This is a genomic window from Streptococcus infantis, from assembly GCF_018499575.1.
Taxonomy (GTDB): Bacteria; Bacillota; Bacilli; order Lactobacillales; family Streptococcaceae; genus Streptococcus; species Streptococcus infantis_K.
Genome location: NZ_JAHDAP010000001.1, coordinates 595,658 through 613,042 on the forward strand (window position 1 = coordinate 595,658; position 17,385 = coordinate 613,042).

The window sequence follows — 17,385 nt, forward strand, 5'->3', positions numbered from 1 at the left end:
AAGTGGAATAAATTCTTGTTCTTTACATTTGAATGTTAGCAAAAGCTTCAATTTCTTCTGCAGTCAACCCGACCAGCTCTGAAACCCACAAGCCGACAATATCTGATAAAACAGAATCGCAGACATATTCATTCTCACCATGACCATATTTACAAGTGAATAGAGGGGTTCTTATCGCTGATTGATAAAAATTGAAGGCTAACTCTTGCAGTTTCTCTGGCTGAAATTCGAGTCCCAACTCTTGTGCAAGTCCAGCTCTCACTTTATCCCACTCTTCGCCTTTTGACTGGTAGTTTTCTCGTGCTTTATTGAGAAATCCTTGACAGAATTTTACCAACAAATCCTTGTTTTGATAGAGTAAACGACAAGAAAAATCAGTGATAGAACCAGCATGGAGTAAGAAGGTAAGCAAGTCATCAAGGCTTTCTGCTACCCGACCAACTTGGCCTTCACTCCCTATAAAGCCGATACTATCATCTTCAAGAATTACATATTCTCCCCCGCTACCATCTTTAGCAAAGGCTATGGGCGAAAGAGAATAAGCTTCATTGTTCTGAGAAAATTCAACCTCTTTCAACTGGTCATAAAAGAGAATATCGCATTCTTGCATCAATAAAATATTTAGTTGTTTATCTTCTCTTATTACTTGTAGTTGATTCATATTAGCTACTCTCCTAGCTTTGACAACTGTCATAAGTGACAACAATCCAATTTTAGCAATCGACTCTTAATAATAATAATAGATTTTAATATGGCACTTCTTGGCCACATTGGCAAGATTTTTCACTAACTCCTCGTTTCTTTTGCTTTTCCCAAAATGAAAAGTAAAAGATTTTCCATCTTTCCTTGTAAAATACAGATGATACCTGTCCCCATTCATTCTTCTCCCTCGAATGTAATCAATATCAATCTGTCTAATTTCAGCTAGAGGAACAATCCTTTTTCTAAAAAGAATAATCGTATGAATGTATAATCTTCCCTTTGCAATATGAAAAGGATCCAACATACTCCCACCACTTTTTAAGGATGTCTTAACTCTTTGGAAAAAAAGATAGAAATAAAATAGTGCTAAAAAAATTAACAAAAATCTAATGACCTGATTTTTCCAAAGGACTTCAAAAACTGAAATACGATAACTATACATATTAAAATAATTCCTTTTTTCTTTATTATACCACTTTTGTTGAAAGGCTAGGTTTATAGACAAAGAAAAAAGACTGAACAGAGTTCAGACCTTTTTATGCATACTTGATATGATTTCATTATCTAGTCAAATCAATACGTTGACCAATTTTACCAATGATAATTGCTCCGACAATGAGTGATGCGAATTCCCCGATACCAGTAGTAAACCATGTAAAGAAGAATGGTGCTTCAGCTACAATTGATAATTCAGCAGCAATTGTTACCATTGAAATTGAAAAAAGAATTGAAAAGAAGAAATGATCTTTACGAATCAATCCATTAAATAGATAGTCTTTACTGTATTTGCTAAACAACAAAACTCCTAAACTTAGGAAGACGAGTGTTGAGCCGCCACCAACAGCGACATCAATGAGTCCAAAACTGAAGAAATTAGCAATCATACATCCAAGCGTAACACCGATAATGTACTTAGGATTATAAAAAGCTAGGAAATTCATCATTTCAGAAATACGGAATTGGTAAGCACCGTAGCTGATGGCATTGAGTGGTGGTGTGATTGTCAACACCACATAAATAGCTGCGACAATGGCAATGTCTGCCAAATCACGGACAGTTAGTTTTTTCATGTTTTCTCCTTTAGCGGCTATTCCGCGTCTAATATGCTTGGTGAAAGAAGCTAAGCACCAAGGGTTGACCAAGTCAACTTTATTAGTATAGCACATTTAAAGCCTTTATGCTATACTAATCTTATGAAAAGATACATTAAAAAATTCTTCGATAACGAAATTTTGTCCTATTTATTTTTCGGTGTTGCTACTACAATCGTTTCTGTAGGAACTCGCATGATTATTTTTTATTTGACAAAACAAGAATTAACAGCCACTGCTTTAGGGAATGTAACTGGTATCCTATTTGCTTTCTTTACCAACGACACTATTGTTTTTAAACAAAAACGAGCAAATTGGTTTAGACGTCTTATCAAATTCTCAGGAGCTCGACTGTTTACCTTCTTACTCGATATGGGTTTAACTTTTATTTTCGTCACGAAGTTTCCTCATATTATAGGTCAATTTGTAGGTGATGATATTAATATAATTAATACAATTGAAATAGGTATTGCTCAAGTTACAATTGTTGTCTTAAATTACCTTTTTAGCAAGCTTTTTGTATTTAAAAATCATTGAGCACTTTTCTTGCATTCAACATAAATTTACGATATAATGTTGTCTGTAAAAATTTGATAAAATTTCGAAAGGAAAAAGATTATGTTAAAGGATCTTAAAAATTTCTTGCTCCGTGGCAACGTTGTTGACCTTGCTGTCGGTGTGATCATCGCTACTGCTTTTGGTGCTATCATTACTTCATTCGTTAATGATATCATCACTCCACTTCTATTGAACCCAGCCCTAGAAGCTGCTAAAGTTCAAAATATCGCTGAGCTTGCATGGAATGGTGTTACATATGGTAAATTCTTGAGCGCTGTCATCAACTTTGTAGTTGTTGGTACTGTTCTCTTCTTCATGGTTAAAGGTATTGAAAAAGCTCAAAACCTTCGTAAGAAAGAAGAAGCTGCTGAAGAAGCTCCAGCTGGTCCAACTGAATTGGAAGTTCTTCAAGAAATCAAAGCACTTCTTGAAAAAAAATAAACATTTAAAAGGATTTAGATATTGTCTAAATCCTTTTTTATTGGGAAAATTAATGTTTAGATGACTCTTGAGTTACACCATCTTTTTTGATATAATGAGGGAAGTTTCCACCCTTAGTGTAATGGATATCACGTAAGATTCCGGTTCTTGAGATGGGGGTTCGATTCCCTCAGGGTGGATAGATATAAACGTAAAAGCAACGGTTTACGTTGCTTTTTTCTATATTAATCTTGTCTTTGAATATAGATCATTGATACCAACGAAAGAAGAATAACTCCGAGTCCGATAATTAAAAAGGAAACTAATTGCACACTTGGTAGAAAGGTCATCAAACCTTTCGCAATCGGCATAAAGAGAATTGCCAGTGTAAAAATGGTACTCAATACCCTCCCCAGATAGTCTCCATCAACCTTGGTCTGTACCTGAGTGAAAAAGTGAATATTAAAAATTGTCATAAAGAGTTCACAAATTAGGTTTCCTGAAAAAGTAAGAAAATTAGGTAGTGGCAAGCCCATCATGAAAACTCCTACTCCTGTGAGGATCAATAAGTATAAAAGTGTATTCATGCTGGATTTAAATTTATTTGCAATCAATGCTCCTATGATTGAGCCAATTGCACCCATGGTTAAGATAGTTGCATAGGCTCCCTCTACACCATAGATTTTATTTGAAAAAGGGAGCAAAAACTCAAAAGCTGCAAAAAAGAAATTCACACTGGAAGCCACTAACAAGAGAAAGAAAATTTCTTTTTGATGCCAGATATAGTGCAAGCCATCTTTGATATCTGCAAAAATATCTTTCCCTGTAAAACTCTTCTGCTCTTGAACCTTTGGTTCTTCTTTGGGAAGTAAAGCGACTAGGGCAAAAGCGATGAAAAAGGTCAAAGCATCTAACAAGAGCGTCAGATGGAGACTAGCAAATTGTAAAACAAGGAAAGAAAGCACCGGAGAACTGACTCCTACAACCTGTAAAACTAACTCCAAGCGAGAGTTATAGGTCACTATCTCGTCCTTTGCTACCACCTCTGTGATAATAGCTTTATTGGCAGGCCGAGAAAAAGCAAAGGCAATGGCCTGGACAATATTAGCAAAGATCAAAGCTCCAATCATCCAGTTATCATTTCTGATAAAAGAAATGACCAGACAGAGAATCCCACAAACCAAGTCTGTTGTCATCAAAATCTTGCGACGGGAAAAACGGTCTGAAATCACGCCTCCAAATGGATTAGCTAGTATAGCTGTCACCAACTCAGAAATCTGATAAATCCCTAGCACGGTTTGCCCAATCGTTCCCATCGATGCCAACCAAACACTATTTCCATAATCATAGAGCATATTTCCTAGTTTGTTAATAGCTCCACGACTAATCAACTGTACTGCATATCGATTCATAAAAACTCCTCTCAAATTTTGAAACTATTGTATCAAAACTTGAAGGAGTTTCTCATTTTTCCCTTATTTGGGAAATTAATCTTTTACAAATTTATCGTAATGTTCCTGATAGTAAGCTACCTGCTCCGGAAGACCTAGCACATCAAAAATATGCATGGCTTCCTGCATTTGTTTACAACCTTCTTCTTTTTGCCCCTTCTGATAAAGAGCAAATCCTTTAAGAAAGTGGAATACATTACGCTCATAGAGTTTGATGCTCTTACCTATAATCCTCTCTATATAAGTTTCAAAGTAGGTGGCATTTTCAAAAGCAAGATGTTCTAAACAATGCTGGTAACAATTAAGAGCTAAAATCAAGACCAGTTTTCGATGGCGGCCAATTTCTTTGTAGAAATCTTCCCTCTCCATCACTTCTTTACCAAGGCGATTAACATAGTCCACATCATAAAAGCTATAGAGATTGCCAAAGAGAATCAACTCATACATGGTCCATTCATCTGTTTGGAAAAGATAATCTGCCACCTTATCCAGATCACCTTGCTTCATAGTGAAGCTAGCATCTCTTTGACAAATCAGACCTTGTAACAAAATCCAGTTCAGCTCAAAATAGAGGAGATTTGTTGAACTCTTAGCTTTTTCAAGTTGTTCTTCTTGAAGCTTTTGAAAACCTGCAATATCATTTGAGTAGTAAAGCGGAATAATCTGAGCCATCAAGCCGACATGCTCATGATGTTGAAAATTTCTAGTCTTATACATAAAATTCTCAATCGTCACGTGAATATTATCTAATATTTCAAAGAAGCGAGATGCAGCTAGATCCGACTCCCCCAATTCAAATCGGGATAATTGGGAGGTCGAACAGGTCTCTCCTGCAGCTTCTTTTAGAGAGTAATTTTTACTGATTCGAAATTCACGAAAAACTTTTCCAAGATTTTCCATCTTACACCTGCTCCGACAATTCTTCCCACTCCAGCATAGCATCTTCCTGACGATGGCTAATTTTATCCAGTTCTGCTTGCAATTGCATGAGTTCATCCGCATCATTGGTGGTATGCATTTGTTCAGAGATAGCTTGGGCTTGAGTTTCTAGTTCTTCGATTTCTATCTCAAGACTTTCAATTTTTCTCATCAATTTACGCAGTTCTTTTTGACTGTCCTTTTGAGCTTGGTAGTCATTAACTGGAGAAGCCTCTTTTTCTTGGCTAACAGCTGCCGCTTCTTCTGCTTGGCTAGCTGCTAGCTCTGCTTTTTTATCAACATAATAGTCATAATCACCCAGATAAAGTGTTGAGCCATTCTCAGATAATTCTAGCACATGAGTGGCCACTCGGTTGATAAAGTAACGATCATGGCTGACAAATAGAAGAGTCCCATCAAAGTCAATCAGGGCATTTTCCAAGACTTCCTTGCTGTCGATGTCTAAGTGGTTAGTCGGCTCATCGAGGATCAAGAAGTTGTTGTTTTCCATGGAAAGTTTTGCCAGAAGCAAGCGAGCTTTCTCTCCACCTGAAAGCATTCCAACTGATTTTTTAACATCATCACCAGAGAAAAGGAAGGCACCTAGGCGATTACGGATTTCAACTTCTGGCGTCAATTTAAAATCATTCCAGAGTTCATCTAATACTGTATTGCTCGGAGTTAACTTACTTTGCGTCTGGTCATAGTAACCAACCTCAACATTAGCACCAAAGCGCTTCTCCCCCTTGATGAAGGGAATCTGGTCCACAATAGATTTAATAAAGGTCGTCTTACCAATACCATTAGGACCTACAATCGCTACTGCATTCATCTTACGAAGGTCGAGGTTGATAGGCTCTGATAATATTTCTCCATCATAGCCAATAGCAGCATTTTCAACTGTCAAAACGACATTACCAGATACTCTATCAGAATGGAAGGTCATATTAGCTGATTTCTTACTAGCTTCAGGCTTATCCAAGCGCTCCATCTTCTCCAGTTGTTTTCGTCGAGATTGGGCACGTTTAGTCGTTGAGGCTCGGACTAAATTGCGATTGACAAAATCTTCCAGAGCAGCGATTTCCTTCTGCTGCTTTTCATAGTTTTTAGCTTCAGTTGCGAGCTTCTGCTCCTTCTGCTCCACAAAGCTTGAGTAGTTTCCTACGTATCTGTCTAAGGAATGTTTGGTTAAGTCGAGTGTTATGGTTGCAACCTTATCAAGAAAATAGCGGTCGTGACTGACGATAATGAGGGCACCGCTATAGTTTACAAGGTAGTTTTCTAACCAAGCAATGGTTTCAATATCTAGGTGGTTAGTCGGCTCATCCAAGACCAAAAGATTAGGCTTTTCAAGGAGCATTTTAGCTAGCGCTAGACGAGTATTTTGACCACCAGAAAGCTCAGCAATTTTCATCTGCCACATAGACTCGTCAAACTTGAACCCATTTAAGATAGTGCGGATATCAGCTTCATAGGTAAATCCTCCAGCCTGACGGAAATTTTCAGATAGGTGATCATAGTCAGACATGAGCTTATCTAGTTCTGCCCCAGTCTTTTCCCCCATCTCTAGCTCCATCTGACGAAGCTGTTTTTCAGTAGTACGTATGTCGTCAAAGACATGAAGCATCTCGTCATAGATGGTATTTTCTGATTCAAATCGACTATCCTGTGCTAGATAAGAAAGAGAAATATCTTTTTTCTTGTTGATTTCACCAGATGTCGGTTCTTCTTCTCCGACCAATATCTTGAGTAAAGTAGACTTCCCAGCCCCATTTTTCCCAACGAGTGCGATACGCTCCCGTTCATCTACTTGTAGGTTTATATTATCAAAAAGAACTTCTCCTGCAAAAGAACGTTCAATTTTATTAGCTTGTAAAATAATCATGTTACTATTTTACTATCTTTTTCCGTTTTTCACAATTCCAATAAAAAAGTTCGAGCTTTAAACTCGAACTTTTAAATTTTAATAACCGATACCACCACGGAATGTACGTGCCATATCTTTTAAGTTATAGTTCTTAGAAGATGTGTCGATTGTCCATTTACCATCTTTCTTAGTCATCCTGATTTCGTAACCTTCTTTTTGCATATTGTCACTAGTATCAAGTGGAGTTGAATCAAATTGACTTGGTGCATTTTCTAGAATGTACTTCTCACCAGCCTTCATAGCTTCTGAGTAGTTGCTGTATTTACCTTTGTTTTCTTCGTAGAATTTACGGCTCAATTCATGAACATTCAAGTTATTCAAATCGATTGTTTCTGGTCTTACATAGACAACCGCATAGTCTGGCAAATAAGTTTTTACTTTGTAATCAACTTTTGCTCTTTTAGCATTTGCTTTGATATATGCTTCTACAAATGTACGAAGTTCAGAATCAGAAGGTTTATAGTTGTAGAATCCTTTACCGAATGACTCGATGAATTTCTTGATAAATTCTTCTCTGTCTGCTTTCACATCATTTGTAATCAAATCAGAATCATTAGAAGATTTCTTATCATCAGATTTCTTGTCATCAGATTTCTTATCATCAGATTTCTTGTCATCAGATTTTTTATCGTCTGATTTTTTATCATCAGATTTCTTGTCGTCTGATTTCTTGTTGTCTGACTTTTTATCTTCAAGTGCAACGATTTGGCTTTTATCATTAGTAAAGCTTACATTTGATGCACCACCAGTGTTTTCTCCATCTAGGTAAACAGCATCTACATATTTTTTCATAGCTTCTTTTGCTTCATCAATATTGTCTTCGTATTGACTTGGGTCAACCTTGATAGCTACGTCATTTTTATCCTTTTTATTATCTTTTACATCATCGTAAAAGCTTGGCGCAAAGTGAAGTTCATATTTAGCGTCTTTATCAACTTCATAAACTACGTAACCAGCTACACTCTTACCTTTAGATAGGCTATCTCCATATGACATGAATTTGGTTTTACTGTCTGACTCATAAATTTGAATTGGTTCAACTTTTTCGTCTTTTTCGTTATAAAGTGCAATATCTTGGCTAGTAAAGCTAAACTGTTTATCACGATTGTTTTTAATCTCAACTTGAAGTGCAAGATAGTGTGAATTTGAATCTTCATCTTTAGGAAGAACATACATACCGTCTTTAACAGAAACTTCGAAATTTGAGTTAGATGCAGTACCATTATCACTTGCTTTTTTACTATTTCCACAAGCTACCAATGCTAAAGCAGTCAAAACTAAAGCTGAATGCTTAAGAACTTTTTTCATAATAGAAAATCTCCTTTTATTATTTACTATATTGTACCATACAGTCAGAAATTTTCAAACTAGAAACAGGAAATCGCTTTAAAAACATTGCAAATTTTTAAATATAATAAATTTTTACTTATTCTTTGATTTAAATGAATTTTAAATTCATATAACTGAGCCACGCTATCGTTTTACTAAAACTTTAAATCATGGTATAATGAAGGCGATTAGATTATATATAAAGGAGATTTCATATGTCTTACCAAGAAAATTACCAAAAATGGGTTGATTTCGCAGAACTTCCAGACTACCTTCGCAAAGATTTGGAAAATATGGATGAAAAAACAAAGGAAGATGCCTTTTACACAAACCTTGAATTTGGTACTGCTGGTATGCGTGGATTGATTGGTGCTGGTACAAACCGCATTAACATCTATGTTGTTCGTCAAGCAACTGAGGGTTTGGCTCGTTTGATTGAGTCAAAAGGTGGAAATGAAAAGGAACGTGGTGTTGCCATCGCTTACGATAGCCGTCACTTTTCTCCAGAATTTGCCTTTGAATCTGCAGCAGTTCTTGCAAAACACGGAATTAAATCTTATGTTTTTGAAAGTCTCCGTCCAACTCCAGAGCTTTCATTCGCTGTTCGTCACCTCAACTGCTTTGCGGGCATCATGATTACTGCTAGCCACAACCCAGCTCCATTTAACGGATACAAGGTTTACGGTGAAGATGGTGGCCAAATGCCTCCACACGATGCAGACGCTTTGACTACTTATATCCGTGCGATCGAAAATCCATTTGCTGTGGAAGTCGCTGATGTTGAGGCTGAAAAAGCATCTGGTTTGATTGAAGTTATTGGTGAATCAATCGATGCAGAATATCTCAAAGAAGTAAAAGACGTTAACATCAACCCTGCCTTGATCGAAGAATTTGGTAAAGACATGAAGATTGTCTACACTCCACTTCACGGTACTGGGGAAATGTTGGCTCGTCGTGCTCTTGCTCAAGCAGGATTTGATTCAGTACAAGTCGTTGAAGCTCAAGCAATTCCAGATCCAGATTTCTCTACTGTTAAATCTCCAAACCCAGAAAACCAAGCGGCCTTTGCCCTTGCTGAAGAACTTGGTCGTCAAGTTGGTGCAGATGTTCTTGTCGCAACTGACCCTGACGCAGACCGTGTCGGTGTTGAAGTCCTTCAAAAAGATGGCAGCTACCTTAACCTTTCAGGTAACCAAATCGGTGCTATCATGGCTAAGTACATCTTGGAAGCCCACAAAAACGCTGGAACCCTTCCAGAAAATGCAGCCCTTTGCAAATCAATTGTTTCAACTGACTTGGTAACTAAGATTGCTGAAAGCTACGGCGCAACCATGTTTAACGTCTTGACTGGTTTCAAATTTATCGCTGAAAAAATCCAAGAATTTGAAGAAAAACACAATCACACTTACATGATGGGATTTGAAGAAAGCTTCGGTTACTTGATCAAACCATTCGTACGTGATAAAGACGCTATCCAAGCTGTCCTTGTTGTTGCTGAACTTGCAGCCTACTACCGCTCTCGTGGTTTGACACTTGCTGACGGTATCGAAGAAATCTACAAAGAGTACGGCTACTATGCTGAAAAGACAATCTCTGTTACTCTTTCTGGTGTTGACGGGGCTGAGCAAATCAAAGCCATTATGGCGAAATTCCGTGAAAACGGTCCAAAAGAGTTCAATGGAACTGCTATCGCTGTCGTTGAAGACTTCAAGGCTCAAACTGCTACTGCTGCTGACGGAACTGTTACAAACTTGACAACTCCTCCAAGTGATGTTTTGAAATACACACTTGCTGACGGTTCATGGATTGCTGTTCGCCCTTCAGGAACAGAACCAAAAATCAAGTTTTACATTGCAGTTGTAGGTGAAACTAACGAAGATTCACAAACTAAGATCGCAAACATCGAAGCTGAAATCAATGCTTTTGTAAAATAATTAATTGAAAGATGAGATGTAATGATCTCATCTTTTTTTCGTATCAAATCTAAGCATTTTTAAAAACTTTATGGCATACTAGATTTATCAATGAAAGCGAGGTAATCTCATGGAACAATTTTTAGAAAATATTAAAGATCTCGAAGTTACAACTGTAGCTCGTGCGCAAGAAGCCCTTGAAAAAAAAGAAACTGCAACTTTCTTTATTGGCCGTAAAACTTGTCCTTACTGCCGTAAATTTGCCGGAACTTTAGCTGGTGTCGTTGCCGAAACAAAAGCACACATCTACTTCATCAACAGCGAAGAACCAAGCCAGCTCGATGCATTGCAAGACTTCCGCTCACGTTATGAAATCCCTACAGTACCTGGATTTGTACATGTTACTAATGGAGAAATCAAGGTTCGTTGTGATTCTTCTATGTCTGCACAAGAAATCAAAGAATTTGCTGGTTTGTAAAAAGCATAAAAAAAGAAGGCACTCGCCTTCTTTTTTATATATCTGTCAATGGTGTTGCAGTGTCTGGAGATGTATCGTAAACTTGAAAATCCACTCCGACTCCCAGGTCTGCTTGAGCTAGCTGATTGACCATGGTCATATGGGCAAGTTCCTTGATATTATTTTCCTTAGATAAATGGCCCAAGTAGATTTTTTTAGTACGATTACCTAGTGTGCGAATCATAGCATCTGCTCCATCTTCATTTGAGAGGTGGCCAAGGTCAGACAGGATGCGTTGTTTGAGTCGCCATGCGTATGATCCAGCTCGCAGAATTTCCACATCATGATTGGACTCAATCAGGTAACCATCTGCATTCTCGACGATGCCAGCCATACGGTCACTAACATAACCCGTATCCGTCAGCATAACAAAGCTCTTATCATCCTTCATAAAGCGGTAGAATTGGGGAGCAACTGCATCATGGCTAACTCCAAAACTCTCAATGTCGATATCTCCAAATGTTTTAGTTTTTCCCATTTCAAAGATATGTTTTTGAGAAGAATCAACATTGCCTAGATACTTACTATTTTCCATGGCTTGCCAGGTCTTTTCATTTGCGTAAAGATCCATGCCATACTTACGGGCCAAAACACCAACACCGTGAATATGGTCAGCATGTTCATGCGTTATCAAGATAGCATCCAAATCCTCAGGTTTACGATTGATTTCACCCAACAAACTTGTAATCTTTTTACCGGATAAGCCTGCATCTACTAAAATCTTTTTCTTAGGGGTTTCTAGATAGAAGGAATTTCCACTAGAACCCGATGCTAAAATACTATATTTAAAGCCTTTTTCACTCATTCTTGTCTTCTACTTCATCCTCCCATACTTCTTCTTTTACAGCATCATTATCATAAGGAAGAACAATGGTAAAGGTTGAACCCTTGCCATATTCACTCTTGGCCCAGATAAATCCATTGTGTTGCTTGATGATTTCTTTTGCTATAGCAAGACCTAAACCAGTCCCACCTTGGGCACGACTTCTAGCCTTATCAACCCTGTAGAAACGGTCAAAAATCTTCGGTAAATCTTCTTTAGGAATTCCAAGTCCTTGATCAGAAATGGATAAAATCATCTGGTCATCAGTGGTTTTCATGCTAACCGTAATTTTCCCACCATCAGGGGAATACTTGATGGCATTGTTAAGAATATTATCGATTACCTGAGTCATCTTGTCTGTATCAATTTCAATCCAGACCGATGTAATGGGATAATCACGAACCAACTCGTATTTCTTTTCTTGATCCTGGGCTCGTATCTTATCGAAACGGTTTAGGATAAACGTAATGAAAGCTGTAAAGTTAATCAATTCAACATCTAAATGGCTAGTTGCATTATCAATACGCGAAAGATGCAAGAGGTCCGTCACCATTCGCATCATACGGTTGGTCTCATCTAAAGATACTTTGATAAAATCAGGAGCAACAGGTTCATATAATGCACCCTCATCCAAGGCCTCAAGATAAGATTTTACACTGGTCAAAGGAGTTCGCAATTCATGACTAACGTTTGAAACGAAAAGCCTTCTCTCGCGCTCTTCCTTCTCTTGTTCAGTCGTATCATGTAGGACTGCTACCAAACCGGAGATAAAACCAGATTCTCTACGAATCAAGGCAAAACGCACACGCAAACTGATATACTCTCCATTAACATTTTGGGAATAAATCATCAATTCAGGACTTTGAGTTATTAAGTCTCTAAGCTCGTACTCATCTTCAATCTTGAGCAACTCTAAAATGTTCTGATTTGATGCTTCATCACTTACGACGCCAAGTTGCCTCTTAGCCATATCGTTAATCATCGTGATTTGACCACGACGATTTGTTGCAAGAACCCCATCTGTCATATATGACAAAATACTATGCAATCTTTTACTTTCCTGCTCAAGGTTTTCCTGAGTTAGACGAATAACTTCAGACAAATCATTTAAGTTATTCGTAATGTTAGTGATTTCAGTATTCCCCTGCATATCCAGTACTTGAGAATAATCACCAGCAATTAAATCTTTAATCTTTTGATTTAACTGTTTGAGTCGGATATTATCTCTACGGCCTTCAAGCAAGAGAAAACTAACAAGCATGATAAAACCAATTAAAATGAGTACAAAGACGAAATCTCTGGTTAAAATTGTTTGTCTAATTACTTCAATCATTATTTCTCATGTAATAACCAACACCACGACGAGTTAAGATATATTCAGGTCTACTTGGTGTGTCTTCAATCTTCTCACGTAGACGTCTAATAGTGACATCGACAGTACGAACATCACCAAAATAATCATAACCCCAAACAGTCTCAAGGAGATGTTCACGAGTAATAACTTGACCAAGATGAGAAGCTAAGTGATGCAACAATTCAAACTCTCTGTGGGTTAAGTCTAATTCTTCCCCATATTTTTTTGCCACATAAGCATCTGGAAGAATCTCTAAATCACCAATTTGAAGGCTTTGTAATTTAGTATCTTCCTCTTGGTTATCCACCGCTATCAACTCGGTCCGACGGAGTAAAGCTTTAACACGCGCTTGTAGCTCACGATTTGAAAATGGTTTTGTCACATAATCATCCGCACCAAGCTCAAGGCCAATAACCTTATCAAACTCACTATCTTTTGCTGAAAGCATGATAATTGGAACACTGCTTGTCTTTCGAATCGTTTTAGCCACTTCAAGACCATCAATTTCTGGAAGCATCAAGTCCAAAATAATAATATCAGGTTTTTCAGCTTCAAACAGTTCAATCGCTTCACGTCCATTAAAGGCTGTAACAACTTCATAGCCTTCCTTGGTCATATTAAACTTAATAATATCTGAGATTGGTTTTTCATCATCTACAATCAATATTTTTTTCATATAGTCACCTTTTTCCTTGTATCAATTATACCAAAAAAATGCAAAGAAGACACGAAAGACTAGTGTTGTCAGCATCTTTTTGAATACTCTTGCCAAATTTTTTGCTGAGGTTTTGCTAGTGGGTAGAGGTCAAACTCTTCAGGAGTTAACCAAACAACTTCTTTGTCGCTATACTCTTTACTATCAACTACTTGTCCCGCTAAGATTCGTACATGCCACTTTCGATGGCTAAAGATATGCTTCACTTCTTCGAAATCACTATCCTGCCACTCAACTTCTAAATCATAATCCTGCTCAAAACTTTCTTGCGGTGATGGCCCAAGTTGAATAGACGGTTCAGCAACCTGATTAAAGAGATTTAGTTCTTCATCTTTTGAAAATTCATCTACCTCAATCAAAGGGAAATGCCAAAATCCAGCAAGTAACTTTTCACTTTCATTCTTTTCTAGTAAAAACTGGCCTCGATTATTTTGCACAACTAAAGCATTTAAAAATATAGGAACTGGTTTTTTCTTTGGCGCTTTAATAGGATAGCGATCCATTGTTCCATGTTGATAGGCAGCACTAAAATCTTTAACTGGATTATCTTCTGGCCTCGGGTTAACGGGCGCCTCAATATCTGAACCCAAATCCATCAAAGCCTGGTTAAAATCACCTGGACGATCTGGGTCAATCAAAATTTCCATCATAGCTTGAAATATTTTTCGATTGCTAGGATTTCCAATATCATGATTGACTTCAAAGAGACGAGCCAAAACACGCATAACATTTCCATCAACTGCTGGTTGTGGTAGATTAAAGGCAATACTTGAAATAGCTCCAGCCGTATAGGGACCAATCCCCTTCAGACTTGAAATCCCTTCATAAGTGGATGGAAATTCTCCTTTAAACTCATTCATAATCTGCTGGGCTGCTATTTGCATATTACGAACACGAGAATAATAACCAAGACCTTCCCAAGCTTTTAATAAACGTTCTTCAGGTGCATTTGCTAGACTCTCTACAGTCGGAAACCATTCTAGAAATCGTTCATAATAAGGAATGACTGTATCAACTCTGGTTTGTTGCAACATGATTTCTGACACCCAGATATGATAAGGATTTTTAGTCCTTCTCCAAGGTAGGTCCCGCTTATTTTCGTCATACCAAGCCAATAACTTTTTTCGAAAAGAGAGAATCCTCTCCTCTTCCCACATGGACACGCCATATTTCTCCAAATCTAACATATATCTAGTATAGCATATCCTTATAGGATACTCAAAAAATGAAAATTGTCCTTGTTTTAGTATCGACTCTCTTATCATGCCTGACTATCAGACATATCTCTACTCTTTCTGTTATTTTCTATCTTTTTTTGATATAATGACTTTTAAATGAATCTTTAAAGGAGATATCAATGCGTTTTAATCAATTTAGTTATTATCCCGTTACAAACAAACAAGCTTTACAAGAATTATCTGAGCTTGGATTCAAGCTTGATCTTTCAGCTTCACATAAAGAACAGTTTGAAGCCTTTGTTAGAACTTGTTTCTTTAATTATAAAAATACCGACTATCCACTTTCCGCTTTAGCAGTTGATAAGGAGACTGATCTTCTCACTTTCTTCAATTCAGAACGTGAATTAACTGCAGAGATTTTCTATACTGTAGCATTCCAGTTACTTGGATTCAGTTACTTAGTAGACTTTGAAGATAGTATTGCTTTTCATGAAGATACAGCATTCCCAATTGTTTACGGAAATTTGATTGATAATCTCTATCAACTCCTTAACACGCGCACTAAAAAGGGAAATACCTTGATTGACCAATTGGTGAGTGATGGTCTTATTCTTGAGGACAATAACTACCACTACTTCAATGGTAAGAGTTTGGCAACCTTCTCTGCAAACAATGTCATTCGTGAAGTTGTTTATGTAGAAACTCGCGTTGACTCTGACAAGGATGGTCTGCCTGATCTCATTAAGGTAAACATTATCCGTCCATCTTATCACGGCAAAATTCCAGCTGTTATGACTGCAAGTCCATACCATCAAGGAACTAATGATAAAGCAAGCGACAAAGCTCTTTACAAAATGGAAGCTGAACTAGAAGTCAAGGAACCACATGAAATTACGTTAGAAAATCCAACCCTGGACTTGGTTGAACCCGTTGGCGAAGCGGATCTTGTTGCTGATGCTGAAGAAAAGCTCACTCATATCAATAGTAGTTACACACTTAACGACTACTTCCTTCCAAGAGGATTTGCAAATATCTACGTATCTGGTCTTGGAACCAAGGATTCTCAAGGTCAAATGACCAACGGAGATTACCGACAAGTTGAAGCCTATAAAAATGTCATTGATTGGCTCAATGGTCGTTGTCGTGCCTTCACAGACCACAGTCGTAAACGTCAGGTCAAGGCTGACTGGTCAAATGGAAAAGTTGCCACTACTGGTCTTTCTTATCTAGGAACAATGTCTAATGGTCTTGCAACTACAGGAGTTGATGGTTTAGAAGTCATTATTGCTGAAGCCGGTATTTCCTCTTGGTACAACTATTACCGTGAAAATGGTCTTGTGACAAGCCCAGGTGGCTATCCTGGGGAGGACTTCGATTCATTAGATGAATTAACTTATTCTCGTAATCTCTTAGCTGGTGACTATATCCGTGGAAACAAGGCTCATAAAGAGTCTATAGAAGAACTCAAGAAAAATCTAGACCGTAAAACGGGCGATTATAACCAATTTTGGCATTACAGAAACTACCTACTCAATGCCCAAAAGGTTAAGGCTGAAGTTGTCTTTACTCACGGTTCACAAGACTGGAATGTAAAACCACTTCATGTCTATCAAATGTTCAATGCTCTTCCAAGCAATATTAAGAAACATCTCTTTTATCATAACGGTGCCCATGTTTATATGAACAACTGGCAGTCTATTGATTTCCGTGAATCCATGAATGCCCTGTTGACTCAAAAATTATTGGGTCAAAACACTGACTACCAGCTTCCAAGAGTCGTTTGGCAAGATAACACCAGCCCACAAACCTGGTTAACTCTTGAAGATTTTGGAAATCAAACTGACCATAAAACTTTCTCTTTAGGTACTGAAGAAGCTGTCATTGAAAATCATTACCAAGATTCTGACTTTGAACGATTTGAAAAAACCTACCAAACCTTTAATAATGAATTGTATCAAGGTAAGGTCAATCAGGTTACCATAGACCTGCCAGTGACAGAAGACCTTCATATCAATGGGCGTGTTAAACTGAACCTTCGTCTCAAGTCAAGTACAAACAAAGGCTTACTTTCTGCTCAACTTCTCGAACTTGGTCAAAAGAAATACCTACAACCATATCCAGGTGTTTTGGCTGCTCGTACGATTGATAATGGACGTTACCATATGCTGGAAAACCTTTGCGAGCTACCATTTAGTCCAAATGCCCAGCGTGTTATTACCAAAGGGTACCTCAATCTCCAAAACCGTCATGATTTATTGAAAATTGAAGAAGTTAAGCCAGATGAATGGATGGAATTCCAATTTGAACTACAACCAACTATTTACAAACTAAAAGAAGGTGATACTCTTCGTCTTGTGCTCTATACTACTGATTTTGAGATTACGGTACGTGACAATACAGATTATCAATTAACTGTAGACCTTGCTCAGTCAAGTCTCGAAATCCCTTATCAAAAATAGTTAGTAAACCAGAAAACCCGTGATACGAAT

The 17,385-nt window shown here is 37.6% G+C and carries 16 protein-coding genes, 1 tRNA gene and 1 riboswitch; of the genes, 6 read left to right on the forward strand and 11 right to left on the reverse strand.

Going from position 1 to position 17,385, the window contains the following annotated elements:
• Nucleotides 1-22: 22 nt before the first annotated feature.
• From KJR31_RS02935 to KJR31_RS02945, 3 genes are all read right to left on the reverse strand, one after another.
• The gene (locus tag KJR31_RS02935) at nt 23-661 is read right to left on the reverse strand and encodes a hypothetical protein (protein ID WP_214261997.1); all 639 of its coding nucleotides are present in this window, start codon (nt 659-661) and stop codon (nt 23-25) included.
• A gap of 66 nt (nt 662-727) precedes the next feature.
• Nucleotides 728-1,144: a hypothetical protein gene (locus tag KJR31_RS02940; protein ID WP_060955656.1), complete on the reverse strand. Its 417-nt coding sequence runs from the start codon at nt 1,142-1,144 to the stop codon at nt 728-730.
• 118 nt (nt 1,145-1,262) lie between these two features.
• The gene (locus KJR31_RS02945; protein WP_214261998.1) at nt 1,263-1,772 is read right to left on the reverse strand and encodes a QueT transporter family protein; all 510 of its coding nucleotides are present in this window, start codon (nt 1,770-1,772) and stop codon (nt 1,263-1,265) included.
• A riboswitch (PreQ1 riboswitch) is annotated at nt 1,770-1,867 on the reverse strand. It overlaps the preceding gene by 3 nt.
• Before the next feature lie 28 nt (nt 1,868-1,895).
• Between KJR31_RS02945 and KJR31_RS02950 the strand changes: the two genes are divergently transcribed.
• The 3 genes from KJR31_RS02950 to KJR31_RS02960 all read left to right on the forward strand — a co-directional run bounded on the left by KJR31_RS02950 (nt 1,896) and on the right by KJR31_RS02960 (nt 2,971).
• The gene (locus KJR31_RS02950) at nt 1,896-2,330 is read left to right on the forward strand and encodes a GtrA family protein (protein ID WP_214261999.1); all 435 of its coding nucleotides are present in this window, start codon (nt 1,896-1,898) and stop codon (nt 2,328-2,330) included.
• Nucleotides 2,331-2,411: 81 nt separating this feature from the next.
• Complete coding sequence (mscL, locus tag KJR31_RS02955; protein ID WP_214262000.1) at nt 2,412-2,792, forward strand: large conductance mechanosensitive channel protein MscL; 381 nt, start codon at nt 2,412-2,414, stop codon at nt 2,790-2,792.
• A gap of 107 nt (nt 2,793-2,899) precedes the next feature.
• Nucleotides 2,900-2,971: transfer RNA gene (locus tag KJR31_RS02960), tRNA-Arg, on the forward strand.
• Nucleotides 2,972-3,016: 45 nt separating this feature from the next.
• On the opposite strand, the gene KJR31_RS02965 is transcribed toward KJR31_RS02960, so the two are convergent.
• The 4 genes from KJR31_RS02965 to KJR31_RS02980 form a co-directional block, all read right to left on the reverse strand.
• Nucleotides 3,017-4,183: an MFS transporter gene (locus KJR31_RS02965; protein ID WP_214262001.1), complete on the reverse strand. Its 1,167-nt coding sequence runs from the start codon at nt 4,181-4,183 to the stop codon at nt 3,017-3,019.
• A 75-nt stretch (nt 4,184-4,258) separates the two neighbouring features.
• On the reverse strand, nt 4,259-5,122 hold the full coding sequence (locus tag KJR31_RS02970; RefSeq protein WP_214262002.1) for an XRE/MutR family transcriptional regulator: 864 nt from the start codon (nt 5,120-5,122) through the stop codon (nt 4,259-4,261).
• A gap of 1 nt (nt 5,123) precedes the next feature.
• On the reverse strand, nt 5,124-7,025 hold the full coding sequence (gene abc-f / locus KJR31_RS02975; RefSeq protein ID WP_214262003.1) for a ribosomal protection-like ABC-F family protein: 1,902 nt from the start codon (nt 7,023-7,025) through the stop codon (nt 5,124-5,126).
• A gap of 78 nt (nt 7,026-7,103) precedes the next feature.
• Nucleotides 7,104-8,375 (reverse strand): DUF5105 domain-containing protein, encoded by a 1,272-nt coding sequence (locus KJR31_RS02980; protein ID WP_214262004.1) that lies wholly within the window; start codon nt 8,373-8,375, stop codon nt 7,104-7,106.
• Between the two features lie 236 nt (nt 8,376-8,611).
• On the opposite strand from KJR31_RS02980, the gene KJR31_RS02985 reads away from it, so the two are divergent.
• Together KJR31_RS02985 and KJR31_RS02990 are read left to right on the forward strand one after the other, a co-directional pair.
• Complete coding sequence (locus tag KJR31_RS02985) at nt 8,612-10,330, forward strand: phospho-sugar mutase (RefSeq protein WP_214262005.1); 1,719 nt, start codon at nt 8,612-8,614, stop codon at nt 10,328-10,330.
• 109 nt (nt 10,331-10,439) lie between these two features.
• Nucleotides 10,440-10,787, forward strand: coding sequence for a thioredoxin (locus KJR31_RS02990; RefSeq protein ID WP_214262006.1), 348 nt, complete (start codon nt 10,440-10,442; stop codon nt 10,785-10,787).
• 34 nt (nt 10,788-10,821) lie between these two features.
• Here the strand turns inward: KJR31_RS02990 and KJR31_RS02995 are convergent, their stop codons facing one another.
• The 4 genes from KJR31_RS02995 to mutY all read right to left on the reverse strand — a co-directional run bounded on the left by KJR31_RS02995 (nt 10,822) and on the right by mutY (nt 14,905).
• Nucleotides 10,822-11,631 carry an MBL fold metallo-hydrolase gene (locus tag KJR31_RS02995; protein ID WP_214262007.1) on the reverse strand — a complete coding sequence of 270 codons (810 nt, stop codon included), beginning with the start codon at nt 11,629-11,631 and terminating at the stop codon, nt 10,822-10,824.
• On the reverse strand, nt 11,624-12,982 hold the full coding sequence (gene vicK, locus KJR31_RS03000; protein WP_214262008.1) for a cell wall metabolism sensor histidine kinase VicK: 1,359 nt from the start codon (nt 12,980-12,982) through the stop codon (nt 11,624-11,626). The genes KJR31_RS02995 and vicK overlap by 8 nt, the downstream gene beginning before the upstream one ends.
• Entirely contained in the window at nt 12,975-13,679 is a 705-nt protein-coding gene (yycF, locus tag KJR31_RS03005; protein WP_214262009.1) for a response regulator YycF, read from the reverse strand. Before yycF ends, vicK begins: the two co-directional genes overlap by 8 nt.
• 68 nt (nt 13,680-13,747) lie before the next feature.
• The gene (gene mutY, locus KJR31_RS03010; RefSeq protein WP_214262010.1) at nt 13,748-14,905 is read right to left on the reverse strand and encodes an A/G-specific adenine glycosylase; all 1,158 of its coding nucleotides are present in this window, start codon (nt 14,903-14,905) and stop codon (nt 13,748-13,750) included.
• A 170-nt stretch (nt 14,906-15,075) separates the two neighbouring features.
• Here mutY and KJR31_RS03015 point away from each other — a divergent pair, with 170 nt between their 5' ends.
• Complete coding sequence (locus tag KJR31_RS03015; RefSeq protein ID WP_214262011.1) at nt 15,076-17,355, forward strand: Xaa-Pro dipeptidyl-peptidase; 2,280 nt, start codon at nt 15,076-15,078, stop codon at nt 17,353-17,355.
• The last annotated feature ends 30 nt before the right edge of the window (nt 17,356-17,385 follow it).

Coding starts and splice junctions, on each gene's coding strand:
- KJR31_RS02935 (WP_214261997.1), bottom strand. CDS start 661: ATGAATCAACTACAAGTAATAAGAGAAGATAAACAACTAAATATTTTA.
- KJR31_RS02940 (WP_060955656.1), bottom strand. CDS start 1,144: ATGTATAGTTATCGTATTTCAGTTTTTGAAGTCCTTTGGAAAAATCAG.
- KJR31_RS02945 (WP_214261998.1), bottom strand. CDS start 1,772: ATGAAAAAACTAACTGTCCGTGATTTGGCAGACATTGCCATTGTCGCA.
- KJR31_RS02950 (WP_214261999.1), top strand. CDS start 1,896: ATGAAAAGATACATTAAAAAATTCTTCGATAACGAAATTTTGTCCTAT.
- mscL (WP_214262000.1), top strand. CDS start 2,412: ATGTTAAAGGATCTTAAAAATTTCTTGCTCCGTGGCAACGTTGTTGAC.
- KJR31_RS02965 (WP_214262001.1), bottom strand. CDS start 4,183: ATGAATCGATATGCAGTACAGTTGATTAGTCGTGGAGCTATTAACAAA.
- KJR31_RS02970 (WP_214262002.1), bottom strand. CDS start 5,122: ATGGAAAATCTTGGAAAAGTTTTTCGTGAATTTCGAATCAGTAAAAAT.
- abc-f (WP_214262003.1), bottom strand. CDS start 7,025: ATGATTATTTTACAAGCTAATAAAATTGAACGTTCTTTTGCAGGAGAA.
- KJR31_RS02980 (WP_214262004.1), bottom strand. CDS start 8,375: ATGAAAAAAGTTCTTAAGCATTCAGCTTTAGTTTTGACTGCTTTAGCA.
- KJR31_RS02985 (WP_214262005.1), top strand. CDS start 8,612: ATGTCTTACCAAGAAAATTACCAAAAATGGGTTGATTTCGCAGAACTT.
- KJR31_RS02990 (WP_214262006.1), top strand. CDS start 10,440: ATGGAACAATTTTTAGAAAATATTAAAGATCTCGAAGTTACAACTGTA.
- KJR31_RS02995 (WP_214262007.1), bottom strand. CDS start 11,631: ATGAGTGAAAAAGGCTTTAAATATAGTATTTTAGCATCGGGTTCTAGT.
- vicK (WP_214262008.1), bottom strand. CDS start 12,982: ATGATTGAAGTAATTAGACAAACAATTTTAACCAGAGATTTCGTCTTT.
- yycF (WP_214262009.1), bottom strand. CDS start 13,679: ATGAAAAAAATATTGATTGTAGATGATGAAAAACCAATCTCAGATATT.
- mutY (WP_214262010.1), bottom strand. CDS start 14,905: ATGTTAGATTTGGAGAAATATGGCGTGTCCATGTGGGAAGAGGAGAGG.
- KJR31_RS03015 (WP_214262011.1), top strand. CDS start 15,076: ATGCGTTTTAATCAATTTAGTTATTATCCCGTTACAAACAAACAAGCT.